Raw genomic sequence first — 23,241 nt, 5'->3', positions numbered from 1 at the left:
TCCACATCGGTCCAGCCAAAATGATGCGCGATACCCTACGCTGCGGGCCGCAGCTTGTCAGGACCCAAGCCGCTTGATCAGGAAATCCATAAAGCAACGCACTTTTGGCGTCAGAACGTTTGAACGTGGGTAGATTAGCCATAGAACGGACCGGTCGTTCAGCTGCCAATCGGGCAGAATGTGAACCAGCCGCCCTGAGGCGATCTCATGCGCGATATTCCAGAGCGAATTAATGGAAATGCCTGCGCCGGCCATAGTGGCGACGCGCTGAGAGGCGCCGTCATCAAAAATCGCTCGGCAATGCATTTCCTCGGGATCAAGGGTAAACAGTGTACCATCCCTATCAATAAGATCCCGAGGGGCCAGATCCGACCAGGCAAGAAAGTCATGATGGCTCAGGTCTTCAGGTTTCTGGGGTGTGCCCCGTGCCTCTAGATAGGTGGGGGACGCGCAAAGGACACGGGTATCGTCTGCCAGTTTTCGCCCCTTCAGGCTGCTATCCTGCAAGGGGGCGCTACGCAGGGCGAGGTCAAAGCTGCCTTCGATCAGATCAAAGCGGGTATCAGAAAGACGTAAATCCAAAATGATGCCGGGGTGAAGCGTTTGAAACTCGGGCAGCAACGGCATGATGTGCAACTGTGCAAAACTGCTGGGCGCGGCAAAGCGCAAGGTTCCGGTGGGCTCAGCTGCACCCAGCCCAAGTGCCGCGCACCCGGCGTCGGCCTGGGCAAGGATTTCACGCGCGTAGGGCAGGAAGGCCTCTCCTTCTTGGCTGAGCGACACCTTGCGGGTTGTGCGATGCAGCAGTTCGACACCCAGTTCATGCTCCAGTTTGGCCAAACGGGCGCTGGCAATTGCAGGGGCGAGGCCGAGGCTGCGTCCGGCGCCTGAAATGTTCAATTGCTCCGCCGCGCGGACGAATAGGCGGATCGACTGCGTGTCCATTCGATTGTCCTGAAATCCCGAATTCTGAAATCAAAAATTGGCAGTTTTTATGGAAATAGCAATGAATAAATTGCCTTCCAAGCGAAATACCAAGGAGCACGGCAAGAGATGAAAGCGATCGGATACGACCGGACTGGGCCAGTGGACGGTGCGGGTGCGCTGCGCCTTTTTGATGCGGACAATCCGCAGCCCGGACCGCGCGACCTGTTGGTGCAGGTAAAGGGGCTTTCCCTGAACCCGGTAGATGTGAAACTGCGCGCCATCCGGGCCCCCGAAAACGGCCCGGGCATTCTGGGTTTTGACGCGGCGGGCGTGGTGGTAGAGGTCGGGCCCGAAGTCGCCGGCTACAAAATCGGCGATGAAGTATTCTATGCCGGGGACGTGACCCGCCCCGGTTCCAACGCAGAATTGCAGGCGGTGGATGAACGCATCGTCGGGCGCAAACCCGCTTCTCTGGATTTTGTAGAAGCGGCGGGGATGCCCCTGACATCGATCACCGCTTGGGAAATGCTGTTCGACAGTTTCCGCCTGACCGAAGGCGGCGGAGCGGGCAAAAGCTTGCTGGTTATCGGCGGCGCAGGCGGGGTCGGTTCGATCCTGATCCAGTTGGCGAAAAAGCTGACCAAGTTGACCGTGATTGCAACTGCTTCCCGCCCCGAGACCGAGGACTGGGTGCGCAAGATGGGGGCTGATCACGTGATCAATCACCGTGGAGATCTGGTGGCCCAGACGCGCGCGCTTGGGCTAGAGCCGGACTATGTGGCGGCCTTGACTGCAACCGATCAGCACTGGCCCGCGATCATCGAACTGATTGCGCCGCGCGGCCATGTGGCCCTGATCGACGATCCTGAGAATTTTGACATTGCACCTGCCAAGCCCAAGGCGCTGACGATCTCTTGGGAGTTCATGTTCACACGCTCGATGTTCGGCACAAAGGACATCGAGGTTCAGCGTGAATTGCTGAACAGGGTCTCTGCCATGCTGGATGCAGGAGACCTGATCTCGACCGTCACGGAGCGCGCCAGCGAACTTACGGTCGAAACACTGACCGAAGCTCATCTGCGGCAGGAAAGCGGCCGGGTCATCGGCAAGCAGGTTTTGCCTGGCTTCTAATTCTTTCGCACAACCCTGAAATCAAGGAATATATGCAATGACTTACTATTCGGTTCTGGACGTGACGCCGACAAACGAAGACTGGATTCCCGGCTACCTGCCGACTGCCAATGAACGGGTCGCAGCACATGGCGGGCGCTACATTGCCCGCACAGCCAATCATGAACAGGTCGAAGGCGACTCCCAGTCCGCGGCGCTTCGGATCATCATTGAGTGGCCATCGAAAGAGGCAGCATTGGCCTTCATGCAGGATGAAGCCTACGCCCCCCACCTTGCTGCCCGGACAAACGGATCGGTCAGCAATCATTATCTGATAGAAGGTAAGGATGACCTTGCCTGATGCAATCGGGCTGTCGCCATCTAGACGGCCCTTTTCGCGTCGTGACCTGCCGCAGTTCAGTTGAGGAAACCATGATGCCTAAAACCATTCTCATCACCGGAGCGACCGACGGAATAGGTCGCGCCACGGCGCAGGCGCTTGCCCAACAGGGTCACCACCTGCTGATCCACGGCCGCAACACCGATAAACTGAACGCGGTGTCGGATGATCTGAAGGCGCAGGGCACGGAGGTGGATGCTTTTCTCGCGGATCTGTCCAATCTGGAGGACGTTCAGCGCCTCGCGCATTCGGTGCTTGCGGCGCATAAGCATCTGGACGTGCTCATCAACAATGCCGGCGTGCTCAGAACGCCAACTCCCATGACGCCCGATGGGCTGGACGTCCGGTTTGTTGTCAACACATTCGCGCCTGCTCTGCTAACCCGGATGCTGCTGCCGATCCTACCCAAAGATGGGCGTGTTATTCATCTGTCCTCAGCCGCACAGGCGACGGTAGATCTCGCTGCAATGAACGGTCAACGAACACTTGAGGCGATGGAGGCTTACGCACAAAGCAAACTGGCCATAACTATGTGGAGCCAGGCCTTCGCCCAAGAACTTCCGTTGGGCCCGGTCTCGATCGCTGTCAATCCCGGCTCTTTGCTGGCCACAAATATGGTGAAGGAAGGATTTGGTGTTGCGGGCAATGACATTGATATCGGCGCGGACATATTGATCAGGGCCGCGCTGTCTTCGGAATTCGCCAACGGGTCAGGGCGATATTTTGATAATGACACGGGGAAGTTTGCGGCTCCCCATCACGGCGCTTCCGATCGATCGAGAGTAAGCAGTGTAGTCGACGTGATTGCGTCTCATGTCGGTGAATATGAAACGAGGGTGCGATGAGTGTGATCGCAATGGTTTCTCTTTCTTGACCGAACATTTTGCCAATCTCTGATCTCTGCATGGTTTTCTAATCAAACTCGAATAGCAGATCGAATTCTTGCTTTGTTATGCAATGAAGTTCGAGTGGCCGATTGAGGCATTCTTTGTGAGGGATCAAGCGAGCCTAAGAAGTTTGTTTTATGTGCCGCTGCGATCGTCCAACTGTCTAATCTGAACGCATATTTGTGGGGATGCGGTGAACGGAATGTAATGCCGCCCGAGGTTTCGAGCGGCATTGCATTTCCCTAAGCCGTCAGAAATTGGTTCGCAGCAATGTGTTCGACAGAGTCCAGAGTTCTTGTGCACCGTCCGCATCGTAAGCGTGTGGGACATGACCGCCTTCCATAAGGTCTTTGCCACCCGGTTCGGCGACGTGACAGTCTTCCAGATAGAGGCCGGTTTTGCTGTTCAGGTCGGGGGATGTCGCAGCCCAACAAGACGTCGCGGCGCCTTGGGGGATGGTTTTCCAAAGATCAGGGTAGTCCCTGATCATTTGCTCAAACCGTTCCAACAGGGCGGGGTCCAGATTGCGGCCCAGTTCGGTCTGGATGCCACCGGGGTGCACGGCAAAGCTGGTGATGCCATGGTCAGCCCAACGGCGGGCAAGTTCGAGCGTAAACCAGATGTTTGCAGTCTTTGACTGCCCATAAGCCTGCATCGGTTCATAGTCGCGGTTCAGATAATTCGGATCGTCCAGATCAACGGTCGAATACCAATGTCCCGCTGAAGACAGGTTGACGACTCGTGCCGCGCCCGCGGCCTTGATTGGCTTGGCCAGCAGATTGGTCAGCAGGAAATGCCCCAGGTGGTTAGTGGCGAACTGGCTTTCCCAGCCTTCGGCGGTACGCGTCAGAGGGGTTGCCATGATGCCTGCGTTGTTGACCAGGATGTCGAGCGTGTCATGTGCTGCCAGCCAGTTTTCGGCAAAGGCACGGATGGTGTCGGGCTTGTCCAGTTCCAACGTCGCGGTTTCCACGTCCTGACCGGTTTCCGCTTTAATGGTCTCTGCGACCTTGGCTAGTTTTTCCGGAGACCGTGCTACGATGGTCACTGACGCGCCGCAGCTTGCCAACGCACGGGCCGTTTCGGCCCCCAACCCGGTTGAGCCACCGGTCACAAGTGCGGTTTTTCCGGTCAGATCGATGCCCTGCAGAACATCGCTGGTGGTGGAATTTCTATCGAAGGACATGAGAGGTCTCCTACTTGATTATGTCGAGTTGGATCGTTCAACCGAGGCGATCCTGAACAGCGAGTGGTGATGTCGGCAGTCTTAGGCGTCGGCTCCGCCGTGTTTCCTGAAGAACCCGTCCATGGCCGCGACGGCACGGTCGACATCCTCGGGGATGTCATAGAGCGAGACGTGCGAGGCGCCGGGGATCTCGACCAGTTCCTTGGGCTCGGAAGCCTTTTCGTGAAAGGCAATCGTCAGCGGGGCTGTGTCGACCATCGCTTTCTCTCCATAGATGCCGATGAAGGGCGTGTAGAGATAAGGCGCATAGCTCATTGCATCCGCCAGCATCGGTGCCTCCAGCATGAAGGATGGCGACATGTTGCTGTAGGTCGGATAGGTCATCGCTCCCGCACGTTCGGTCATGTAGTAGTCATAGCCTTCGCGCATAGCCGTGCCCTCGGGGGCGATCTTGGCCGCAGCCATGTTCAGCGCATCCACATAATCGATCACTCCGGTTTCATAGGCTTTCTGACGACCGGCATTTTGTGCTGAGATCAGGCCGGTCACTGTTTCGCGGTCCATTGCACCAAAATAGCTCATCTGATTGCCCAGCATGCCGGATACGGAGGCGATGGCCTTGAGCCGTTTGTCGGTGGTTGCAACCAGCGCCATGTAACCACCAGAGGCGCAGACGCCGAGGCCAAACAGGTTGTTGCGATCCACGAAGGGCAGTGTGCCCATGAAACTTATTGCGTCGCGGATGCTTTCAATCTTGATCCACGAATTCTCGTTATTGCGAATTTCGCCTTCGCTTTCGCCATAGCCGATATGGTCAAAGCCTATAGCACATATCCCAGCACCGCCAGGCGCGGGCCATAGATGGCCATGGTCTGTTCTTTCACTTGGTTAAAGGCCGAAGACATGACAACCGCTGGGTAGCTGCCTTCGGGGTCAAAGCCTTCGGGTGTATAGAGGTTGGCAGCCAACTTCAGGCCCATGGATTTGAAGGTGATGTCGTTTTTTCCGGCTGCAATAGCGTTCATGTTCGAGTTCAACTCTATCGATGATCGAGATGTCTGATCTGCCTTTGCGCCCCAGCCTGCGAAGGACAGCACGGAAGCGGAAGAAGTGAATTGAATAAGACGGCGTCTTGTGAGCTTGATCATCCGAACATCCTTTTGGGGTTGTATTGTAAACTTGTGAGTTTACATTTAGGAAAAGCGGACAGAATGTAAATAGAATTTTTTACATTTTTTCGCCAAGCGAGGTGAAGTGGCGTGAAGCTGACTGAAAAGAAACGACAAAATATTATCGAGGCGGCAATTGAAGAATTCCGGGAGAACGGATTTCTCGCCGCCAAGACTACGCAAATCGCCAAACGGGCCGGTGTCTCGAGTCGCACGCTCTACAATCACTTCGCGACGAAAGAGGCGCTGTTCAACGCGATCACCCAGATCATGATTGCGCGCAACGAGGCGATGAAACCTGTCGCCTACGATCCAGCGCGCGGCTTGGAAGAACAACTGCTTGAAGCTTTGGAACACTACGTGATGGTCATCACCGAGCCCGAAGTCATGGGGCTCAACCGTATGGTGATTTCTGAGTTCTTGCGTGACCTGGACCGCTCACGCGCCTTCTTTGCCGAAACTGCCACGCACGACTACCCGATAACGCAGCTCATAGCTGGCGCGATGGAGGCCGGTGCTCTGCGAAAAGCCGATCCCGCCTTTGCCACTGGTCAGCTACTCGCCCTGGTGAAGAATTTCTTTTTCTGGCCGGAATTCTTGCTGGGCGAGAAGCAGAAAACAGACGGTATCATGCAGGACTGCGTCGCGATGTTTCTATCGCATTACAAGGTGGGACCTTAGTTCGCTGTGGTGAAAACCTCTATATCCTGTGGCAGTCCTCGAATAGAGCGGAAGCCGACAGATTGGGCCGCGTCACCCGTATGTCGTGCGACATTTGCTGTCATTAGAATTTTTTCGTCCAGTTCTTTGCAAAGACCCTGAACGCGGCTGGCCACGTTTACGGCTTGACCAACAACTGTGAAATCCAATCGGTCGGGACTGCCGATATTGCCGAAAGTCACCTGGCCAAAGTCTATGCCGATTACGAATTCAATAGGCTCCCGGTCCTCGCGCATCCCGGCTTCGTTGTAATCTTGTAGATTGGCCAATGACATCTTCGCAGCCTCGACAGCGGACTTGCAGGATTTTTCGGCACTGTCCTCGACATTGAACACGGCAAGAATGCCGTCACCCATAAATTTGAGGACATCACCCCCCATCTGCTGAATGGGAGAGACAACCATCTCGAAATAGTCTCCCATCATGTCCAGCAATTGGGTCTCGGGCCAGGCCTCTGCTTTTTCGGTAAAGCCCCGGAGGTCTGCGAACAGGATCGCGGCAGAGACTGTTCTGTGCTCTCTGCGCTTAATATGACCTTGCCCGATTTCTTCGGCAGGACCGTGACCGAGATAGGTCTGCAGAAGGCTCTTTTGCGAGTTGCGCATGGCAATGGGTTCCAGGGCCGCCGCAAGCGCATAGCGCGTGTCTTCGATGTATCGAATGTGCTCGTCAGAAAATCCGCTGTCTGCATCTGTGGTGAAGCTGGTGCCTTGCACTGAACCGTTGCCATGCTCCAGGGGAATAGCCAGAAAATCGGTGGCTCCTGTGTCGGCAAGCTCTGTATAGACTGGATGTTCAGCCTCTAGGTCGAGGCTGATCAGCCGCTTGCGCAACGGGCGACGTTGAGTGACTACAAACTCGAATGGGCTCCCATGCCATGCGCTTGTTGACAAAACCGTCGTGGGAACGACGTAGCGTTGGGTTTCTTCTGGGGTCCAGATTATGCCCCAGGCACTCAGAAGAGGGTTGGAATAGTTTTGCGCGATCCGTGCGCGCGCCAGCGGCACGCCCAGTCGAACCAAGCCTTCGCAATAGCCCCTGACGATTTCGACTTCATCGCCAAGCAGCCTTCCCTCGGAAATCAGCCATTGGTTCAGTTGATCGATCTCGGGCACGGGTATCTCGCAGAATATTGGGCTTGCCTACATTCTATATATTGATTGATCAGAATGAACCCACGCTGAAGAGGTTGCGAGCCGACAGTTCGGCGTGGGTTCTTTGGCATAGCATAATAACGCAGGTTTTAACTGACTGCGGCAGCCTTGGTTGGATCGTCTTCCAATTGCTTGAGCAGGCGTGCTTGTTTGACCTTGGGGTCCAGATCCGGATCAGTCAGATGGGCCAGCATCTCGGGCACATTTGCTTCGATCTGCTCTTGTGTAGCGAGAGCCATGCCGTGCGCCACAAACGGGCGCAGATAGGTCATGCCCGCCAAATTGGCCGTCTGCTGAAAGGGTTTCAGGAATTCAGCCATCGTGTAGTTGTTGTAGCCTCCTGCGTGATAGCTGTGTTCCGGCCCGCCTGTGGAGACAAGGATCAGAAACTCACGCCCTTTCAGTTGGTCGCCGCCCGGCCCATAAGCGAAGCCATAGCTCAAAACCTGATCCATCCAGGCTTTCATCACTGGTGGGGCGGAATACCAGTAGAAGGGAAACTGGAACACGACCCTATCATGTGCCAACAGCAAGGCCTGCTCGTTGGCAATGTCAAACCGCATCTCGGAACCGCCGATGTCGGTCAAGTCGCGGGTTGTCACGTTGGTCGCTTCGGACAACGCTTCGAACCATGCGCGATTGATGCGCGATCTGTTCAGGTCCGGATGCGCAGTGAGAACGAGAGTTTTCATATGTCTGCCTCTTACAGGAACTTTGCGGAATAGGAGGTGATGAGCGGGCGACCGTCGGGCCGGGTATCAAAGCGCCAGTTTTCCTGAACGCGGGCTTCGATGGGTTCGCCCGAAAAGGTTTTGGCGCGGAACAGAACTTCGAACCGCGCCGTGTCGGGTGTGACATCAATCTTGCTCACATGGTGTTCGGTGGGTCTCTGAAGTGTCTTTAGCACCTCGGCGTACCAGGCGCGCACGCGGTCGTGGCCAGTGAGGCTGGTGTCCGCGTCCGGCATTTCCCATGTCACATCCGGATGTAGATCGCGCAGGAACACTTCGATCGAGTCCAGCCGGTCAAATCGAGCAAACCAGTCAGCGATGAAACCGCGGATTTCAGGGTAGTCATTCATTCATTCATTTCACCATTCGATTGGTTGTCGGTCCCAAAAAGTCCGCCGGTGGGTCCGCTTTCACCAAGGGTGGCCGGGCAATTCGCCGTATAGGCTCTGTCTTCGACTGATCGGGTTACCCCCAAGGCGATATCCCTTGCGACGAGGGCGGCGGCAAACGCGGTAGCTATGGTCATGGCGCGTTCATCCTCTTGGGTCAGGCTACGCGGCGGTGAGGTGAATTTAGGTGTGATACGTTGCTGACATAATTGCCTCGCTTTTCACTTCTTTCATGTATCATATCGAATAATAGCCTAAGTCGGAGCCCCCATGCGTTTGCCCCTCGCCACGCTTGAAATTTTTGTAGCAATTGCTCGCCACGGTTCGCTGCGCGCCGCGGCAGAGGCGCTTGGCATCAAGCCTTCAACCGTCAGTCATCAGTTGAAAACACTGGAGGATCAGCTTGGCACCGCGCTGTTCATTCGCACAACGCGATCAATCAGCCTGACCGAGGCAGGACGGGCGTTGATCCGTGGGGCAGGCCCGGCCTTCGATCAACTCTCTGAGGCCGTCGAAAGCGCACGCAGCACTGGGCACGCTGCCAGAGGCACGCTGAGGCTGGCGATGCCGGAATTTGCCTATCATCTGCTTGTCAGTCCGGTCCTGAAAAGCTTCTGCGCCAAATACCCGGAGATTGAACTGGAACTTTCTCTGACCGATGCACTCTCGGATATTCTGGGTGAGGAACTTCATGCGGGATTCCGTTTGGGGGACCGCATTGCGCAGGACATGGTAGCAGTGCGACTGACGTCACCGTTGCCGCTTGCCGTGGTGGCTTGCCCAGACTACCTGGTGGCCCATGGAACTCCTGAAACCCCGCGCGATCTTCTCGAACACAGCTGCATTTGCTACAGGTTCCAGTCTTCAGGTCGGATTGCACCCTGGAGCTTTCGGGCGCAGGATGGCGAGTATTCCGTTGATGTGCAGGGCAACCTGATCACAAACACCCTTCCGGCCTCTGTCGATCTGGCCAAACAGGGGTTAGGATTGGTCTACACCTTTCGGGACTACGTTGCCGATGAGATCGACTCCGGCGTTCTGAGCCCTGTACTCGAAAGGTTCCTTGGCACAACTCCGGGCATTTTTCTCTACTTTCCACGAGAATACAGATCCATGATGCCGCTTAGGCTGTTCATCGAACACTTGAATGCATCGTCCGATCGCCAAGGATGACGTCTTTTAGACAGCTGAGAATGAAGGGCAGGATAGTGTTTTGCCTTTCTCCCGAATTTTAGCCTTCGCTGCGTCTCCTGCGTGCTGCACGTCGCTGGAGAATTGCAAGGACCCAACCTGCTGCCATCGAACCGGTTTTCGGATGGCGGCTTTGGACCGCCATAAACTGTGACACAGAGAGTTAGATTTGATTGTTCTCAGCCGGGGCGAAGGCGTGCCCTTTCTCAGCAATGGGATGTAAGCGGGAACCGTAAATTTTGTGGGAACGACGATCTTGTCCAAAACGTTGCATGATTTGTCACAACGCGTGAATGTCGAACGGATCGGAAAAACCTTTGATCCTGGTGTCACCGAAAGTCTCCAATATGTTAGCCCCTTCCAGCAGATCGAAGGTTGCTTGATCAATCAATGTCCGGCTGCCAGTTTTCTGCGTTTCTGCTTCAAGGCGAGCAGCAAGGTTTACGGTCGATCCGATACAAGTATACGTCGCCCGGTTGTCCGTACCTGCATAGCCAGCGACGACTTCGCCAGTTGCGATTCCGATGCCGATCCTTAGGTCACTTTTCTCTTCTGCGCGTCGTTCGAGATTTAGTATCTCAATCATGTTGTGCATTTCTTGCCCTGCGGCCACTGCGCTTTGCGCAGAGTTGGGTAATGGCTGCGGAACGCCGAAAAGTGCCATAAGACCGTCTCCCAACATCAGGCTGACAATGCCTCCATTGCTGGTGACCGCCTCGAACATCAACGTGTAGAAGGTATTGAGCAGATCAATCGTTTCCTCGGGGGCGAGGTTTTCCGACAATGTCGTAAAGCCGCGAATGTCACAAAAGAGAACCGACGCGTTGGCACGCTTGCCGCCAATGGCAAAGCCCGACTCTTGCAGGTCCTGAGCAACTTCGGTTGTCGCAAAGCGTTCCAGCAGACGTTTTTGTTCGTCCCGAAGTCTTTTCTTTTCAAGGCCACTTGAGACGCGGGCACTAAGAAGCGTCTTATTGACCGGTTTCGGCAAGTAGTCTTCGGCACCCAGTTCAATGCAACGCACAACATTGTCGAGCCCTTCGACAGACGACGTTACAATTACTGGCAGATCTCGTAGCTCGGTGTCCGACTTGATCGCTTCCAGAACCTGAAAACCGTCCATTTCCGGCATCTCGATATCCAATAGAAGCAGGTCAAATGGCTGGCTGGATAGCATTTCCATTGCGACCAGACCGTTTTCCGCAACCGACGCCTGATGGCCCAAAAGCTCCACACTGCGAGACAAAAGCAGGCGGTTTACCTTGTTGTCGTCGACAATGAGTAAATGGCCGGGGGCATCAGTCATCAATCAAACTCCGTAGGGCCGCGGCGGCAGTATCGAGGGCGACCTCCAGTGCGAGCGCATCCGTAAGATCTCCGGTCACGGGCGGTTCACCGAGTTCGACTTTTTTTGCCTGTTCGGCAAGCGCCATCGCCCCAAATGTATTGGCATTCGATTTAATGGAATGGGCGGCGCGGCGGTACCTGTCGGCATCTGCCTCGCCTGCTGCCGCTTTCAATTCGGCAATCATGCCGGGGGCTTCGTCAAGAAATGTGCTTACAAGTTCGGCGGCAAAATCTTCACCTGTTGCGTCTTTTAGCTCCAGGAAGATTTCATGATCAATTGGGCTTTCAGTCATGGATCACCTTCTTCTGCCGGGGACATTCAAAAGGGCTTCGATTAGGACAGGTACGCGGATGGGTTTGGTGATGTAATCGTCCATCCCTGCTTCCAGGCACATCTCGCGGTCGCCCTGCATGGCGTTTGCAGTCATCGCAACGATGCGAGGGCGGTTTCCATCGGGGAATGCTTTATTGATACGGCGGGACGCTTCCAGCCCGTCCATTTCGGGCATCTGTACGTCCATGAAAACGACGTCGTAGGTTTGACGGTCAACGCTTTGGACGGCCTCGGCGCCGTTGCTGGCCAGATCAGCGCGATAACCCATCTGCTCGAGCAGGCGAAGAGCGAGTTTCTGATTCACCAAATTATCTTCGGCCAGCAAAATGCGCAGCGGATGCCGCTTTGCCATGTCCGGATCGGTCTGGGGTTTGTCCTGAGATTTTGTCGGCTTTACGCGCACCTTTTCAGTCGCGAACAGTGTGACCAGGGTATCGAACAGGTGGGATTGGCGCAAAGGTTTGGCGAGATTGGCATCAAACAGCCCATCATCGAGATCCATATCGCGCGGACCAAGCGAGCTGAAAAGAATAAGTGGCAATCCAAGCTTCTTGGCGCGTACCTTTTTGGCAAGCTCTTCCCCATCCATTTCCGGCATATGCATGTCGAAGATTGCCAGATCGAACTGGTCCGCATTCTCAAGCATGCGCAGCGCCTCAGACGGAGTTTCGCAAGTTGTGGTTTGGGTGCCCCATTTTTCGGTTTGAAGCGACAGAATTTTGCGATTGGTGGCATTGTCGTCCACCATCAGTATGCGCTTACCTTCAAGTTCCGGCTGAACGCCAAGCAGATCGCGAGATGATGATTTGACCGATTTTGCAGGTTTGGCCTGAATCTTGAAAATGAAGGTGGAACCGCATCCCTCGCCATCGCTTTCTGCCCACATGGTTCCACCCATAAGCTCTGCGAGGCGTTTAGAGATCGCAAGACCAAGGCCGGTGCCACCATATTTGCGTGTGGTTGAACTATCTGCCTGACTGAAAGATTGAAACAGACGGCTCATGCCTTTTTTGGTCAGCCCAATTCCGGTGTCACGGACCTTGAATGTAAGTTCAAGTGACCCCTGCACCCCGGCTGTGTGTTCAACCGAAAGAACCACTTCGCCGCTTTCGGTGAATTTCACAGCGTTTGATAGGAGATTCAGCAGAATTTGCCTTAAACGGGTAAGGTCCGTACTGATCGCGGGCGGTAGGGAGTCATCGAATTCATACGCCAAATCGAGCTGTTTCTCGGCTGCTTTGCCGCTGATCAAATCCAGCGCGCTTTCCAGACATTCACGCAAATCGAACGGATGGATTTCGATATCCATCTGCCCCGCCTCAATTTTTGAGAAATCGAGAATCTCGTTGATGATGCCCAAAAGTGCATCGCCGCTATCGCGGATCGTGTTCGCATAGTCGCTTTGTTCCGCATCCAACTCTGTATCCATCAACAGCCCGCTCATCCCGATTACGGCATTCATCGGGGTGCGAATTTCGTGGGACATCGTGGCCAGAAAGGCGCTTTTGGCTTCGTTTGCCTCTTCCGCAGCTTTGCGCGCCTCTTCCGCCTCGCGGAACAATCGCACATTTTCAATTGCAATCACCGCCTGATCGGCAAACGAATAAGCAAGGTCGATTTCATCCTTGGTGAAGGCACCGGCTGTTTTTCGTGCAAAAACCAATACACCCAGACACACCGCCCCCTTCATCAGAGGCAGCAACAGTGCGGCACGGATACCATGCCGATCATACGTGATCTGCTCAAACGGTGAGAGGTCGAGTTTGTCCCAATCCGGGAGGTGGAGCATCTTCTTCTCATGCAGTACCTGCGCAGGAAAGCTGGACATCGGATCGGGGTCGATCGGGAAACTCTGGTTCCCCTCAAGGGTCGCCGCACCTTGTGCATCGACCCGGGCGAGCACCTCAAAGCTGTTATCCTGCGCGGTCATCGTTGCAACCGTATCGCATGAGACCAACCGAACACCCGCTTCTGCAATTGCCTCGAAGACAGGTTTGATGTCGTCAGGGGATTGGCTGATGACGCGCAGAATGTCTGCGCTGGCCGTTTGCCGCGCCAAGGATGCTTCGGTTTCATTGAACAACCGGACGTTTTCGAGGGCGATGATAGCCTGATCAGCGAAGGACTCGGCAATAGCGACGTCATCATCACTGAAAGCCTTAGTCGTCTTTCGAATGAATGTCAGGGCACCGAAACAATCCTTCCCGCGCATCAGTGGCACCATCAGGGAGGATTTGAACTTTTTCTCGCGCATAATTTTTTGATCGCGCCGAGGTAGCTCGTCGTAGTTCCACTCAGGTATATGCAAAGTCTTGCCGCTTTGGATTGCCCAAGACGGCAAATTGTCTTCCGGATCAATTGGTATCCGCTCTGTCCACGTGATTTCTTGGATACCATCAGGCGTTGCAACGGCGACCTGCCAAATTTCAGTTTTGTTAGCTTGGATGGCGATTGATAGGTCGCAATCGATGAGCATCGTTGCGAGTTCAACAATCTTTTCAAAAATCGGTTTGGTGTCGGTCGGGGACTCTGAAATCACGCGCAGCACGTCCGCACTCGCCGTTTGGCGTGCAAGCGCGGTCTGCGTGTCATTAAAAAGTTGCGAATTCTGAATTGCGATTATCGCTTGGGACGCGAAGGTCTCCAATTGCTTGATCTGCTTCTGGTCAAAAGCCGCGGCATTTCGGCTACCCATGCTGATTGCGCCGATTGTATCACCGTCACGTATCAATGGTACGGAAAGAACAGATCTGTAACCCTCATTGTGAGACCTTAGAACCGGATCATAATTTGGATCTGCCTGCGTATCCTCGACGTAGTCGGCCCGTCCGTGAAGAAGAGCCCTTGCAGTTGCCGTTGATTCCCCAGGTTCAAAAGGATGCGCCTTCAAAAACTCTGCAAAACTGTCGGGCACGTTGTGCCCGGCAAAGAAATGGTATTTCCCGTCTTCGGGCTTCTTAAGAGCCACAAATGCATCCTGTAGACGGCAGATACGGGATGAAACGGCCAGCAACGCCTCCAATACAGGCTCCAGCGCGTCAGGAGATCGGGAAATAACTTCGAGTACCTCGGACGTAGCTGTCTGGTACTTCAACGCCTCTTCGACTTCTGCAGTACGCGTTTGTAATTCTTCGAATAGTTGCGTGTTGTTGATTGCGATCAGAGCCTGAGACGCGAAGGTTTCAAGAAGGCTGATCTGTTTGTCACTAAAAGCCGAGGCCTGCCGGTGCGCCATAACGATGACCCCCAGCGTCAGGCCATCTTTCACAAGCGGAACCCCCAGAGTCGTCAGGTAATCTCCCATCTCGGCCGCTTCTTTCCACGTGTATGTCGGGTCGTTGCGCGTATCCTCGATATGGACAGTTTTTCCGTGCAAGGCCGCACGTCCGATGCACGAGCCTTCCTCAGGAGCAATCGGATTGTCTGACAAGAAGTTCAGGAACGCATCGCTGACATTGTGGGACATGACCACGCGGTAGAGCCCGTCGTCAGCATCGCGCATGGCAAAGAATGCGTATTCCGGGGAACAGATGCGCGAGGAGACCTCTAAGATGGCGTCCAGCACAGGCGGAAGATCGTTGGGCGAGCGCGAGATGACATCCAGAACTTCTGAAGTAGCAGTCTGGTATTCAAGCGATTGCACGACTTCTGCGGTGCGTTCTTCCACTTCTCGGAAGAGGTTGGCATTGGTAATGGCAATGATGGCTTGGTCTGCGAAAGTTTCCAGTAACTGAATCTGTTTGGTGGAAAATCCCGAAACCTCCGTTGACCCGATCGAAATTACACCAACAACATCTCCGTTCTTGACCAGGGGCACCCCGAGCACGGATCGATACTCACCGACACCGCTTTCTTCAATCCAAGTATAAGAAGAATCCGTTTCAACATCTTCGATATAGATTGTGCGTTTCGACAGAATGGCACGCCCGGTTACACCGCTTTCATCGGGAGAAATAGGATGAGCTTTGACATACTCCGCAAAGGCCGTGTCCTGTGTAAGTATCGAATGAACATGAAAGAGCTGATCGTCGGGGTTCAGCATTGCAACATAAGCATCCTGCAATTCGCAGATACGCGACGCTTCTTTGAGGATAGCGTCGAGGACGGGCGATAACTCATCTGGTGACGCCGAAATAACCCGCAGCACTTCAGATGTAGAAGTTTGGTATTCCAAAGCTTGCGTTACTTCCGCTGTGCGGTCCTGCACTTCGCGGAACTGACGGACGTTTTCCATTGCGATCACGGCTTGAGCCGCGAAGGTATGGACCAGAGCCACGTCGTCATCTGAAAAGGATGCAACTTCGCGGCGATAGAGCACAATCACCCCCAGGCCTAAGCCATTCTTCATCAACGGAACCGCAAGAACCGAACGGGCCCCTTCGATCTCGACCATCTGAACGCGTCTTGGGTCACGGTCCCTGTAATAAAGTGGATCATCGGCAATATCGTCCTGGCGGATAACCTGCCCATCGATCATTGGCTTGATCGCGATCAATTCAGTGCGCGTCAACGGCTCCGAGAAACCTTTGAGCGCTTCATTAAAATCAGTTCTCGCACCAATGTTGGCTGGGATCGTTGCAAGCCCTCGATCGTGATCAGCGACACACAAGAAGGCGAGCGGTGCTTTGCACAAGCGGCTGGCATTTTCGAGAATGCTTTGGAAGACAGGCTTGTCATCGTCACGGCTACGGCTGATGACTTCGAGGATCTCTCGCGACGCTTTCTCGCGCTCGAGCCGTTCCTGAACTTCACGAAACTGGCGCGTGTTCTCGACGGCAATGACTGCGTGTTTGGCGAATTCTTCAATAAGCTGCACGTCCTGCTCTGCAAACGGGCGCACCTCGCGGCGACTGACCGCGATGGCACCCACCGCCCGATTTCCTTGCATCAAGGGGACTGCAACGCGCGACCGAATGCCCTCGACCTCGACCATCTTGACCGCGACTTCGTCACCCGAGCGGTAGAAATCAGTCTCGACCAAATCGTCCATATGAACGACCTTGCATGTTCGGATCGCGGCGCTCACGGTTCCCGATCCTTCAAGCGGCCATTCCTTTCCGATACCGTATTCGATGTTCTGATGTCCCCAATTTGCTGCCAGTCGCACATGGGTTCCTGCGGCATTAACCAAAACAAGAGCCGCCTGATCTGCGTCACATACCCTGGTGGCCTGCTGAAGAACCGAATTGAAAACGCGCGCATCATCATCACGGTTTTTGCTGATTACGGTCAGAATTTCCTGTGTTGCCGTCTGACGTTCCAGCTGCGTGTGCAGCTCTGTCAACTGGCGCGTATTATCCAAGGCAATCACAGCCTGCGCAGCAAAACCTTCAACCAGAGAAATCTCATCAGCCGTAAAGGCGCGCACTTCACGCCGGTAGATGCCAATGACCCCGACCGGATCGCCATCCGCTGACATCAGTGGAACCGTCAGAAAGGATCGAACGCCTTCTTCGTCAACCAGCTGGCGGCGCCAGGGATCCCCGTTGATGTAGTGGTCCGTCAGCCGCAAATCTGCATTGTGGATGACACGCGCTTCTCGCACGGACTCGGCGATCTGAAGGTTTGAGTCCAGTGACCAGCGATCTACGCCGACCTTGTAGGTAGCCAATTGATCGCCGAAATGGGCTGCATATTCGAGATGCGTTCCCGCCTCGTTCAAAAGGCTCAATGTGGCGACATCCGTTTCGCAAAGTCTGGCAGTGTTTTCCAGGATTGCCTGGAACACCGGCGCTTCATCTTCCCGAGACCGACTGATCGTCTCCAAGACTTCGCGCGTGGCACCCTCACGTGCCAGACGGATCTGCAGCTCGCGGAATCGGCGCACATTTTCAATGGCAATCACCGCCTGAGCGGCGAAAGTCTCGACGAGCTTGACCTGATCGTCGGTGTAGGGGCGCACTTCGTCCCGTGCCAGCATCAGGCACCCGATTGCGCCACTATCCACCTTTAACGGAACAAACAAGTTGCTGCGGCACCCATGCTTGTCGACAATGAGCTTAAAGCGCTCATCGCCTGATTTGTGGAAATGGGTATCCCCCATGTCGACAACGCGCTTGGTCTCGCCACTGAGAATGGTGTCCGTCACGATGGAATTGCCCGGTTCCATCGTGTACTTGCCGTCGGTCCAGAGTTGTTGAATTTCCGGGTGCAGATTAACGCTTGCAACCAGTTGCTGAAGATTGTCCCCTTCTTGCCCGAGGACCAACCCGGCAAAAACGGCATCACAAAGGTCTTTTGCAAGCGTTACAATCAGGTCGCAGACCGGCTGAACATCATCCTTGGCTTCCGAGATGGCTTGCATGACCCGCGCGGTGGCGTCGAACCGCGCCTGCTGATCAGCAGCGCTGAGCCACGAATTTTGCGCGGTTGATGACGTTGAAATTTCCGTCTTTTCTGAAGCCTTCTTTCCACCCACTTGCGCTCAAACTCCCACGCAAACCACTAAAATACATGAGACAGGAGTTTAGAGGGCACATGGTAGAAGTCACTGAGTTTCTTTGCAGCCGGTGTTTCGTGCACTTCGGGCGATACAGGACGGAACTGAATTGCGGCGGTTTTCCAGAAATTGCGAACACCTCAAACTGTGTAGGCGGGAGGTACAAACAAGGGCGCTCCCGCCAATCCAAGCCCAGAGTTTGCGGCACATCCCATCGAGGCGAATTCATCTTACATCTCAGAAACGAGTTGTGCCTAAAATCATAATTTAGTAATTCCCGAAATATGGAAATAGAAGTCTCGAACCAACTGAGCATCCTGGGCCACTCTCACCGTCTTGCCGTGTTTCGGATGCTCATGCGGCGATATCCTGACCACGTGCCAGCGGGGGAGCTGGTTTCCGCGTTGGGATTCAAACCCAGCACAATGTCGAACTACCTGAATGCGTTGCAGAGTGCCGGGTTGATCAGACAGCAAAGGTCGGGAACTTCTCTGCTCTACTCGATTGAAATGAAGAACGTGCAGCAGATGCTCGACTTTCTGATCGTGGATTGCTGCCTCGGACGACCTGATCTCTGCATGCCTTTTAACCAAGGAAATGACGCCATGACTGACCGGAAGTTCAACGTGCTGTTCATCTGCGTGGGCAATTCCGCCCGCTCGATCTTTGCCGAATCCTTGCTGCGCGAAATCGCCGGGGATCGGTTTAATGTATTTTCGGCCGGGACAAGACCGTTTTCCGAGCTGAATCCGTTTGCCCTTCAGGTGTTGAAAGACAAAGGGCACGACACGTCGGTCCTGCGCTCCAAGAACGTAGCTGAGTTCACGGGGCCGGATGCGCCGGAACTGGATTTCGTATTTACCGTCTGCAACCAGGCGGCGAATGAAGAATGCCCGGCCTGGGAGGGCCAACCGATCAGCGGCCACTGGGGCATGGTTGATCCGGTCAAGGCCGAGGGCAACGATGCCGAGAAAAGCCTCGCCTTCCAAAACGCTTACGGCGCGCTCAAGCGCCGTATCGAAGCCTTTTCTTCACTACCGGTCGAAAGCCTTGACCGGATCGCACTGCAATCCGCCGTTGATGAGATCGGCAAAACTCCTGCTGAAAGTACAACATGACAACATACGCTGTGAACGGCTTGGGCCGGATGGGAAAGCTTGCCCTGAAACCGTTGCTGGAGAAGGGCGCAAAAATTGCCTGGATCAACGACGCCGTGGGTGATGCCGCCATGCAGGCGCACCTGTTGGAGTTTGATACCGTGCACGGTCGTTGGGATGCATCCTTTGAACATGATGAGGATAGTGTCACGATTGACGGCGTGCGTATTCCGTTTATCGGAACCGATGATTTGGCCGAACTGCCACTGGACGGCGTAGATGTGGTTATCGAGTGCACCGGGGCTTTCAAGACCGAGGCCAAATTGGCTCCGTATTTTGAAGCCGGCGTGAAAAAGGTCGTAGTGTCCGCGCCGGTCAAGGATGGCCCCACGGCCAACATCGTCTGCGGCGTTAACGAAGATACTTATGATCCCGCCGCACATCGCATTGTTACGGCGGCATCCTGCACGACCAATTGCCTCGCTCCTGTCGTCAAGGTCATTCACGAAAACCTCGGTATCCGCCACGGGTCGATGACCACGATCCATGATGTGACGAACACGCAAACGATCGTGGACAAACCGGCCAAGGATTTGCGCCGCGCTCGCTCGGCTTTGAATTCGTTGATCCCGACCACGACCGGCTCGGCTACAGCTATCACTCTGATTTACCCGGAACTCAAAGGGCGGCTAAACGGCCATGCTGTGCGGGTTCCATTGCTGAACGCATCGTTGACGGATTGCGTTTTCGAGGTCGAGCGTGAGACCACCGTCGAAGAAGTCAACGGTTTCTTCAAAGCTGCCGCCGAAGGAGAGCTGGACGGCATTCTGGGCTATGAGACACGTCCATTGGTGTCCACCGACTACACGAATGACGAACGCTCTTCGATCATTGATGCGCCTTCAACCATGGTTGTGAACGGCACACAGGTGAAGATCTATGCCTGGTACGACAATGAAATGGGTTATGCACATCGACTGGTCGATGTTGCCCTGATGGTTGGGGCTTCTCTGTGACCCAAAAACCTGAAGGTCTGTCAGCCTATATCGCGGTAACGGCAGCCTATTGGGCATTTATGTTAACCGATGGGGCGCTCAGAATGTTGGTGCTGTTGCACTTTCATACACTGGGCTTCTCGCCGGTGCAGTTGGCCTATCTGTTTGTCCTGTACGAAATCGCTGGCATGGTGACCAACCTTGCAGCCGGTTGGATTGCAGCACGGTTCGGGTTGACGTCGACTCTCTATGCGGGGTTGGGCCTTCAGGTCGTGGCTTTGCTGGCGCTGACCCAGCTTGATCCGAACTGGACCATCGGGGTCTCGGTCGCCTTTGTCATGTTTGTTCAGGGGGCAAGCGGGGTCGCTAAGGACTTGGCCAAGATGTCCTCGAAATCGGCGGTCAAACTGTTGGCGCCCACCGATGGTGGTGGTTTGTTTCGGTGGGTCGCCATCCTGACCGGATCAAAGAATGCGGTGAAGGGTCTGGGATTCCTGCTGGGGGCCGCATTGCTGGTTACGCTGGGTTTCCATTGGGCCGTTCTTTTCATGGCGATCGTACTGGCGGCGATCCTGGCGGCTGTCGTGACCTTCATGCCACCCGGCCTGCCCAAAGGGCGCAAGGGAGCGAAATTCTCTGAGGTCTTTTCGAAATTGGCCAATGTGAACTGGCTATCGGCTGCGCGCGTTTTTCTGTTCGGGGCACGAGACGTTTGGTTCGTGGTTGGCATCCCGATCTATTTCTACGCCGTCCTTTCGGACGGCACAGAAGAAGGAAACCGCGCCGCCTTCTTCATGATCGGCACATTCATGGCCGTCTGGATAATCCTGTACGGCGCGGTTCAAGCCAGCGCACCCAAAATCCTGCGCGCGTTCGAGCGCACCGAGGGCGATCTGATCCGCGCCGCGCGCAACTGGGCCGCTGCCTTGTTTTGCGTACCCGCCGCTCTGACCATTGCTGTCCTGCTGTCCTCGGGGCCGCAGACATGGCTGACCATCACTTTGGTCTTTGGCCTTTTGGTCTTTGGGGCGATTTTCGCGGTCAACTCTTCACTGCATTCCTACCTGATCCTGGCATTCACCAAGTCTGAAAGGGTCACGATGGATGTAGGGTTCTATTACATGGCCAATGCAACGGGCCGATTGGTCGGCACCGTCCTGTCGGGCCTGACCTACCAGATCGGAGGGCTGCCCTTGGTTCTGGGAACTGCGGCAATCATGGTCGCTTTGGCCGCGCTGACATCCGGCAAGCTTGCCGAGCAGACTAACGAGGCAATCTCATGAGCATCTTCGAACGCTACCTGACGGTATGGATCGCGCTAGCAATGATTGGGGGCGTGTTGATAGGCCAGGCGGCACCGGGGCTGGTTCAATTGATCGCGTCGGCCGAAGTCGCCAGTGTCAATCTGGTGGTCGCACTGCTGATCTGGGCGATGGTTTACCCAATGATGGTTGGTGTCGATTTTGGCGCGGTCGCGGGAGTTGCCCGCCAACCCCGCGGCTTGATCATAACCCTTGTCGTCAATTGGCTGATAAAGCCATTCACCATGGCGTTTCTGGCGGTACTGTTCTTTGATTATGTTTTTGCGCCCTGGATTCAGCCCGAAGATGCGGCGCAATACACTGCTGGCTTGATATTGCTTGGGGCTGCACCTTGTACCGCAATGGTGTTCGTCTGGTCGCAACTGACAAAAGGGGATGCGACATACACTCTGGTTCAGGTCTCGGTCAACGATCTGATCATGGTCGTAGCTTTTGCACCAATCGTGGCGCTTTTGCTGGGCGTCACAAACATCTCAGTCCCGTGGCAGACGCTTGTTCTTGCAACCGTTCTGTACGTTGTCCTGCCTTTGATTGCTGGCCTGATCACGCGCAAGAGGCTGGGATCGCAAGCGGCGATCGAGGCGTTCTCGGCTCGGGTCAAACCCTGGTCCGTGATTGGCCTGATCACCACGGTTGTCATCTTGTTCGGTCTGCAGGGACAGACAATTCTGGCCAAGCCGTTGGTTATTGTGCTGATCGCAGTACCCATATTGGTTCAGAGCTATGGCATCTTTGCGCTGGCCTATGGCGCTGCATTTGTTCTGAAAGTTCCACATCGGATCGCCGCCCCCTGCGCCATGATCGGGACATCCAACTTTTTCGAGCTGGCCGTCGCTGTTGCAATCAGCCTGTTCGGCTTGAACTCCGGCGCTGCTTTGGCAACCGTTGTCGGAGTGCTGGTCGAGGTCCCAGTGATGCTGTCGTTAGTGGCTTTTGCAAACAAAACACGCAGCCGGTTTGCGGAGATAGTGCAATAGCCCGGTAAAATACTCGCTGACACTCTTGATTTGATATGTGTCCCCAGCCCAACCAGAAAAACGCCGGGAAAAGAGAATAGCGACAACTAAAGGCAGACCCTCCGGAATAAGAATACAGCCAAGCGCAACTAATCCTTTCCGTTGGTGGCCAAGTAGCTTCTCTGTTCCGCCCAAAGCGCCACCGCCTCGCCACCGGATCCTATTGCCATTTCCGCGCCGGTGATTTCAGAACTGGGGAAGCGTTTACACTTGAAGTGACCGCATGATTTTTTGCTCAGGTCACGCTTCGAGACAAAAGGTGAACAACCTGATAGTGCCTGCTGACCGTCGTTCACCCGCAGGTGGCGCGAGCGTCGATGGTCATGAGTTTGCAGTAGATTCTCCAATCTTGACTCCTTGCAAGCAAAGTTGCGAAAATCGTAGCACAGTAAGAATACAGCAATTGAAATGTGGATACATTTCGTCAATATTAATGAATGCGTAAAATAGTTGTGGACAATATCAATAATTCGCAGTTCACTCTTCTGCGTGGAATCACGAAACGCGGTGCGGACATTTCAAAAAGGTCAACCTGCAAGACAGTAACAGCGTGCAATACGGCGCGTGCTTTGAAATCGAAAACAGTCGGCTTCCAGCAGGAAGGTCGCCGGTGTTGATCCGGATGATTTTGTAGCTGGCTGATGGTCCGCTGCAGGCCGCTGACGGCAAAAATGCCGTTCAAACATTAGACCGCCCGGCTCTGATGTCAGAGTACAGCGGCGCGCTGACAGGAGGAAGCCCAGTGCCTAAGGACAATGCAAACAGCAAGATCTATTACGAGAGCTTTCAGGACGCGGTTGAACGCAACCGCCCCAAAATTCCCGCCG

The 23,241-nt window shown here is 54.8% G+C and carries 21 protein-coding genes; 9 read left to right on the top strand and 12 right to left on the bottom strand.

Annotated elements, in window-relative coordinates:
• Nucleotides 1-57: 57 nt before the first annotated feature.
• Entirely contained in the window at nucleotides 58-945 is an 888-nt protein-coding gene (locus ACR0NW_RS20490) for a LysR family transcriptional regulator (RefSeq protein ID WP_480452132.1), read from the bottom strand.
• Between the two features lie 108 nt (nucleotides 946-1,053).
• Between ACR0NW_RS20490 and ACR0NW_RS20485 the strand changes: the two genes are divergently transcribed.
• The 3 genes from ACR0NW_RS20485 to ACR0NW_RS20475 all read left to right on the top strand — a co-directional run bounded on the left by ACR0NW_RS20485 (nucleotide 1,054) and on the right by ACR0NW_RS20475 (nucleotide 3,282).
• Nucleotides 1,054-2,058: a zinc-binding alcohol dehydrogenase family protein gene (locus ACR0NW_RS20485; protein ID WP_480452133.1), complete on the top strand. Its 1,005-nt coding sequence runs from the start codon at nucleotides 1,054-1,056 to the stop codon at nucleotides 2,056-2,058.
• Nucleotides 2,059-2,095: 37 nt separating this feature from the next.
• The gene (locus tag ACR0NW_RS20480) at nucleotides 2,096-2,398 is read left to right on the top strand and encodes a DUF1330 domain-containing protein (protein ID WP_480452135.1); all 303 of its coding nucleotides are present in this window, start codon (nucleotides 2,096-2,098) and stop codon (nucleotides 2,396-2,398) included.
• A gap of 74 nt (nucleotides 2,399-2,472) precedes the next feature.
• Nucleotides 2,473-3,282, top strand: a complete 810-nt coding sequence (locus ACR0NW_RS20475; RefSeq protein WP_480452137.1) for an SDR family NAD(P)-dependent oxidoreductase — start codon at nucleotides 2,473-2,475, stop codon at nucleotides 3,280-3,282.
• Between the two features lie 292 nt (nucleotides 3,283-3,574).
• Here ACR0NW_RS20475 and ACR0NW_RS20470 read toward each other — a convergent pair whose 3' ends face one another.
• From ACR0NW_RS20470 to ACR0NW_RS20460, 3 genes are all read right to left on the bottom strand, one after another.
• On the bottom strand, nucleotides 3,575-4,510 hold the full coding sequence (locus ACR0NW_RS20470) for an SDR family NAD(P)-dependent oxidoreductase (RefSeq protein WP_480452138.1): 936 nt from the start codon (nucleotides 4,508-4,510) through the stop codon (nucleotides 3,575-3,577).
• An 81-nt stretch (nucleotides 4,511-4,591) separates the two neighbouring features.
• Complete coding sequence (locus tag ACR0NW_RS20465) at nucleotides 4,592-5,233, bottom strand: alpha/beta hydrolase (RefSeq protein ID WP_480452140.1); 642 nt, start codon at nucleotides 5,231-5,233, stop codon at nucleotides 4,592-4,594.
• A 98-nt stretch (nucleotides 5,234-5,331) separates the two neighbouring features.
• Nucleotides 5,332-5,658, bottom strand: coding sequence for a hypothetical protein (locus ACR0NW_RS20460; RefSeq protein WP_480452141.1), 327 nt, complete (start codon nucleotides 5,656-5,658; stop codon nucleotides 5,332-5,334).
• Between the two features lie 111 nt (nucleotides 5,659-5,769).
• On the opposite strand from ACR0NW_RS20460, the gene ACR0NW_RS20455 reads away from it, so the two are divergent.
• Nucleotides 5,770-6,360, top strand: a complete 591-nt coding sequence (locus tag ACR0NW_RS20455) for a TetR/AcrR family transcriptional regulator (protein WP_480452142.1) — start codon at nucleotides 5,770-5,772, stop codon at nucleotides 6,358-6,360.
• Here the strand turns inward: ACR0NW_RS20455 and ACR0NW_RS20450 are convergent.
• The 4 genes from ACR0NW_RS20450 to ACR0NW_RS20435 form a co-directional block, all read right to left on the bottom strand.
• Nucleotides 6,357-7,514: an adenylate/guanylate cyclase domain-containing protein gene (locus tag ACR0NW_RS20450; RefSeq protein ID WP_480452143.1), complete on the bottom strand. Its 1,158-nt coding sequence runs from the start codon at nucleotides 7,512-7,514 to the stop codon at nucleotides 6,357-6,359. The genes ACR0NW_RS20455 and ACR0NW_RS20450 overlap by 4 nt on opposite strands.
• A gap of 128 nt (nucleotides 7,515-7,642) precedes the next feature.
• A complete protein-coding gene (locus ACR0NW_RS20445) occupies nucleotides 7,643-8,245 on the bottom strand; it encodes an NAD(P)H-dependent oxidoreductase (protein ID WP_170653324.1) in 603 nt (200 codons plus the stop codon).
• Between the two features lie 11 nt (nucleotides 8,246-8,256).
• Nucleotides 8,257-8,634 (bottom strand): nuclear transport factor 2 family protein, encoded by a 378-nt coding sequence (locus ACR0NW_RS20440; protein ID WP_480452145.1) that lies wholly within the window; start codon nucleotides 8,632-8,634, stop codon nucleotides 8,257-8,259.
• On the bottom strand, nucleotides 8,631-8,810 hold the full coding sequence (locus ACR0NW_RS20435; protein WP_480452146.1) for a hypothetical protein: 180 nt from the start codon (nucleotides 8,808-8,810) through the stop codon (nucleotides 8,631-8,633). Before ACR0NW_RS20435 ends, ACR0NW_RS20440 begins: the two co-directional genes overlap by 4 nt.
• 133 nt (nucleotides 8,811-8,943) lie before the next feature.
• Between ACR0NW_RS20435 and ACR0NW_RS20430 the strand changes: the two genes are divergently transcribed.
• Complete coding sequence (locus ACR0NW_RS20430; RefSeq protein WP_480452148.1) at nucleotides 8,944-9,846, top strand: LysR family transcriptional regulator; 903 nt, start codon at nucleotides 8,944-8,946, stop codon at nucleotides 9,844-9,846.
• Nucleotides 9,847-10,144: 298 nt separating this feature from the next.
• On the opposite strand, the gene ACR0NW_RS20425 is transcribed toward ACR0NW_RS20430, so the two are convergent.
• The 3 genes from ACR0NW_RS20425 to ACR0NW_RS20415 are packed head-to-tail and all read right to left on the bottom strand — an operon-like array spanning nucleotide 10,145 to nucleotide 17,963.
• Nucleotides 10,145-11,170 (bottom strand): adenylate/guanylate cyclase domain-containing protein, encoded by a 1,026-nt coding sequence (locus ACR0NW_RS20425; RefSeq protein ID WP_480452150.1) that lies wholly within the window; start codon nucleotides 11,168-11,170, stop codon nucleotides 10,145-10,147.
• Nucleotides 11,163-11,504, bottom strand: a complete 342-nt coding sequence (locus ACR0NW_RS20420) for an Hpt domain-containing protein (RefSeq protein ID WP_480452152.1) — start codon at nucleotides 11,502-11,504, stop codon at nucleotides 11,163-11,165. The genes ACR0NW_RS20425 and ACR0NW_RS20420 overlap by 8 nt, the downstream gene beginning before the upstream one ends.
• A gap of 3 nt (nucleotides 11,505-11,507) precedes the next feature.
• On the bottom strand, nucleotides 11,508-17,963 hold the full coding sequence (locus ACR0NW_RS20415) for a GAF domain-containing protein (RefSeq protein ID WP_480452153.1): 6,456 nt from the start codon (nucleotides 17,961-17,963) through the stop codon (nucleotides 11,508-11,510).
• A 305-nt stretch (nucleotides 17,964-18,268) separates the two neighbouring features.
• Here ACR0NW_RS20415 and ACR0NW_RS20410 point away from each other — a divergent pair, with 305 nt between their 5' ends.
• From ACR0NW_RS20410 to arsB, 4 genes are read left to right on the top strand one after another with little or no spacing between them, the layout of a single operon-like run.
• Nucleotides 18,269-19,102 carry an arsenate reductase/protein-tyrosine-phosphatase family protein gene (locus tag ACR0NW_RS20410; RefSeq protein ID WP_480452154.1) on the top strand — a complete coding sequence of 278 codons (834 nt, stop codon included), beginning with the start codon at nucleotides 18,269-18,271 and terminating at the stop codon, nucleotides 19,100-19,102.
• Nucleotides 19,099-20,097 carry an ArsJ-associated glyceraldehyde-3-phosphate dehydrogenase gene (locus tag ACR0NW_RS20405; RefSeq protein WP_480452155.1) on the top strand — a complete coding sequence of 333 codons (999 nt, stop codon included), beginning with the start codon at nucleotides 19,099-19,101 and terminating at the stop codon, nucleotides 20,095-20,097. Before ACR0NW_RS20410 ends, ACR0NW_RS20405 begins: the two co-directional genes overlap by 4 nt.
• Nucleotides 20,094-21,359 (top strand): organoarsenical effux MFS transporter ArsJ, encoded by a 1,266-nt coding sequence (arsJ, locus tag ACR0NW_RS20400; RefSeq protein WP_480452157.1) that lies wholly within the window; start codon nucleotides 20,094-20,096, stop codon nucleotides 21,357-21,359. Before ACR0NW_RS20405 ends, arsJ begins: the two co-directional genes overlap by 4 nt.
• On the top strand, nucleotides 21,356-22,375 hold the full coding sequence (gene arsB / locus ACR0NW_RS20395) for an ACR3 family arsenite efflux transporter (protein WP_480452158.1): 1,020 nt from the start codon (nucleotides 21,356-21,358) through the stop codon (nucleotides 22,373-22,375). Before arsJ ends, arsB begins: the two co-directional genes overlap by 4 nt.
• 128 nt (nucleotides 22,376-22,503) lie before the next feature.
• Here arsB and ACR0NW_RS20390 read toward each other — a convergent pair whose 3' ends face one another.
• The gene (locus tag ACR0NW_RS20390; RefSeq protein ID WP_480452159.1) at nucleotides 22,504-22,761 is read right to left on the bottom strand and encodes a hypothetical protein; all 258 of its coding nucleotides are present in this window, start codon (nucleotides 22,759-22,761) and stop codon (nucleotides 22,504-22,506) included.
• Nucleotides 22,762-23,241: the final 480 nt, after the last annotated feature.

The sequence above is a fragment of the Ruegeria sp. CF5 genome, from assembly GCF_056537325.1.
Note: the sequence above shows the minus strand (reverse complement) of the source record. Positions and strands in the feature narration are given on the sequence as shown.

Bases quoted from the DNA above. Each gene is read 5' to 3' on its own strand.
- ACR0NW_RS20490 (WP_480452132.1), bottom strand. From the start codon at position 945: ATGGACACGCAGTCGATCCGCCTATTCGTCCGCGCGGCGGAGCAATTG.
- ACR0NW_RS20485 (WP_480452133.1), top strand. From the start codon at position 1,054: ATGAAAGCGATCGGATACGACCGGACTGGGCCAGTGGACGGTGCGGGT.
- ACR0NW_RS20480 (WP_480452135.1), top strand. From the start codon at position 2,096: ATGACTTACTATTCGGTTCTGGACGTGACGCCGACAAACGAAGACTGG.
- ACR0NW_RS20475 (WP_480452137.1), top strand. From the start codon at position 2,473: ATGCCTAAAACCATTCTCATCACCGGAGCGACCGACGGAATAGGTCGC.
- ACR0NW_RS20470 (WP_480452138.1), bottom strand. From the start codon at position 4,510: ATGTCCTTCGATAGAAATTCCACCACCAGCGATGTTCTGCAGGGCATC.
- ACR0NW_RS20465 (WP_480452140.1), bottom strand. From the start codon at position 5,233: ATGGGCACACTGCCCTTCGTGGATCGCAACAACCTGTTTGGCCTCGGC.
- ACR0NW_RS20460 (WP_480452141.1), bottom strand. From the start codon at position 5,658: ATGATCAAGCTCACAAGACGCCGTCTTATTCAATTCACTTCTTCCGCT.
- ACR0NW_RS20445 (WP_170653324.1), bottom strand. From the start codon at position 8,245: ATGAAAACTCTCGTTCTCACTGCGCATCCGGACCTGAACAGATCGCGC.
- ACR0NW_RS20440 (WP_480452145.1), bottom strand. From the start codon at position 8,634: ATGAATGACTACCCTGAAATCCGCGGTTTCATCGCTGACTGGTTTGCT.
- ACR0NW_RS20435 (WP_480452146.1), bottom strand. From the start codon at position 8,810: ATGACCATAGCTACCGCGTTTGCCGCCGCCCTCGTCGCAAGGGATATC.
- ACR0NW_RS20430 (WP_480452148.1), top strand. From the start codon at position 8,944: ATGCGTTTGCCCCTCGCCACGCTTGAAATTTTTGTAGCAATTGCTCGC.
- ACR0NW_RS20425 (WP_480452150.1), bottom strand. From the start codon at position 11,170: ATGACTGATGCCCCCGGCCATTTACTCATTGTCGACGACAACAAGGTA.
- ACR0NW_RS20420 (WP_480452152.1), bottom strand. From the start codon at position 11,504: ATGACTGAAAGCCCAATTGATCATGAAATCTTCCTGGAGCTAAAAGAC.
- ACR0NW_RS20410 (WP_480452154.1), top strand. From the start codon at position 18,269: ATGGAAATAGAAGTCTCGAACCAACTGAGCATCCTGGGCCACTCTCAC.
- ACR0NW_RS20405 (WP_480452155.1), top strand. From the start codon at position 19,099: ATGACAACATACGCTGTGAACGGCTTGGGCCGGATGGGAAAGCTTGCC.
- arsB (WP_480452158.1), top strand. From the start codon at position 21,356: ATGAGCATCTTCGAACGCTACCTGACGGTATGGATCGCGCTAGCAATG.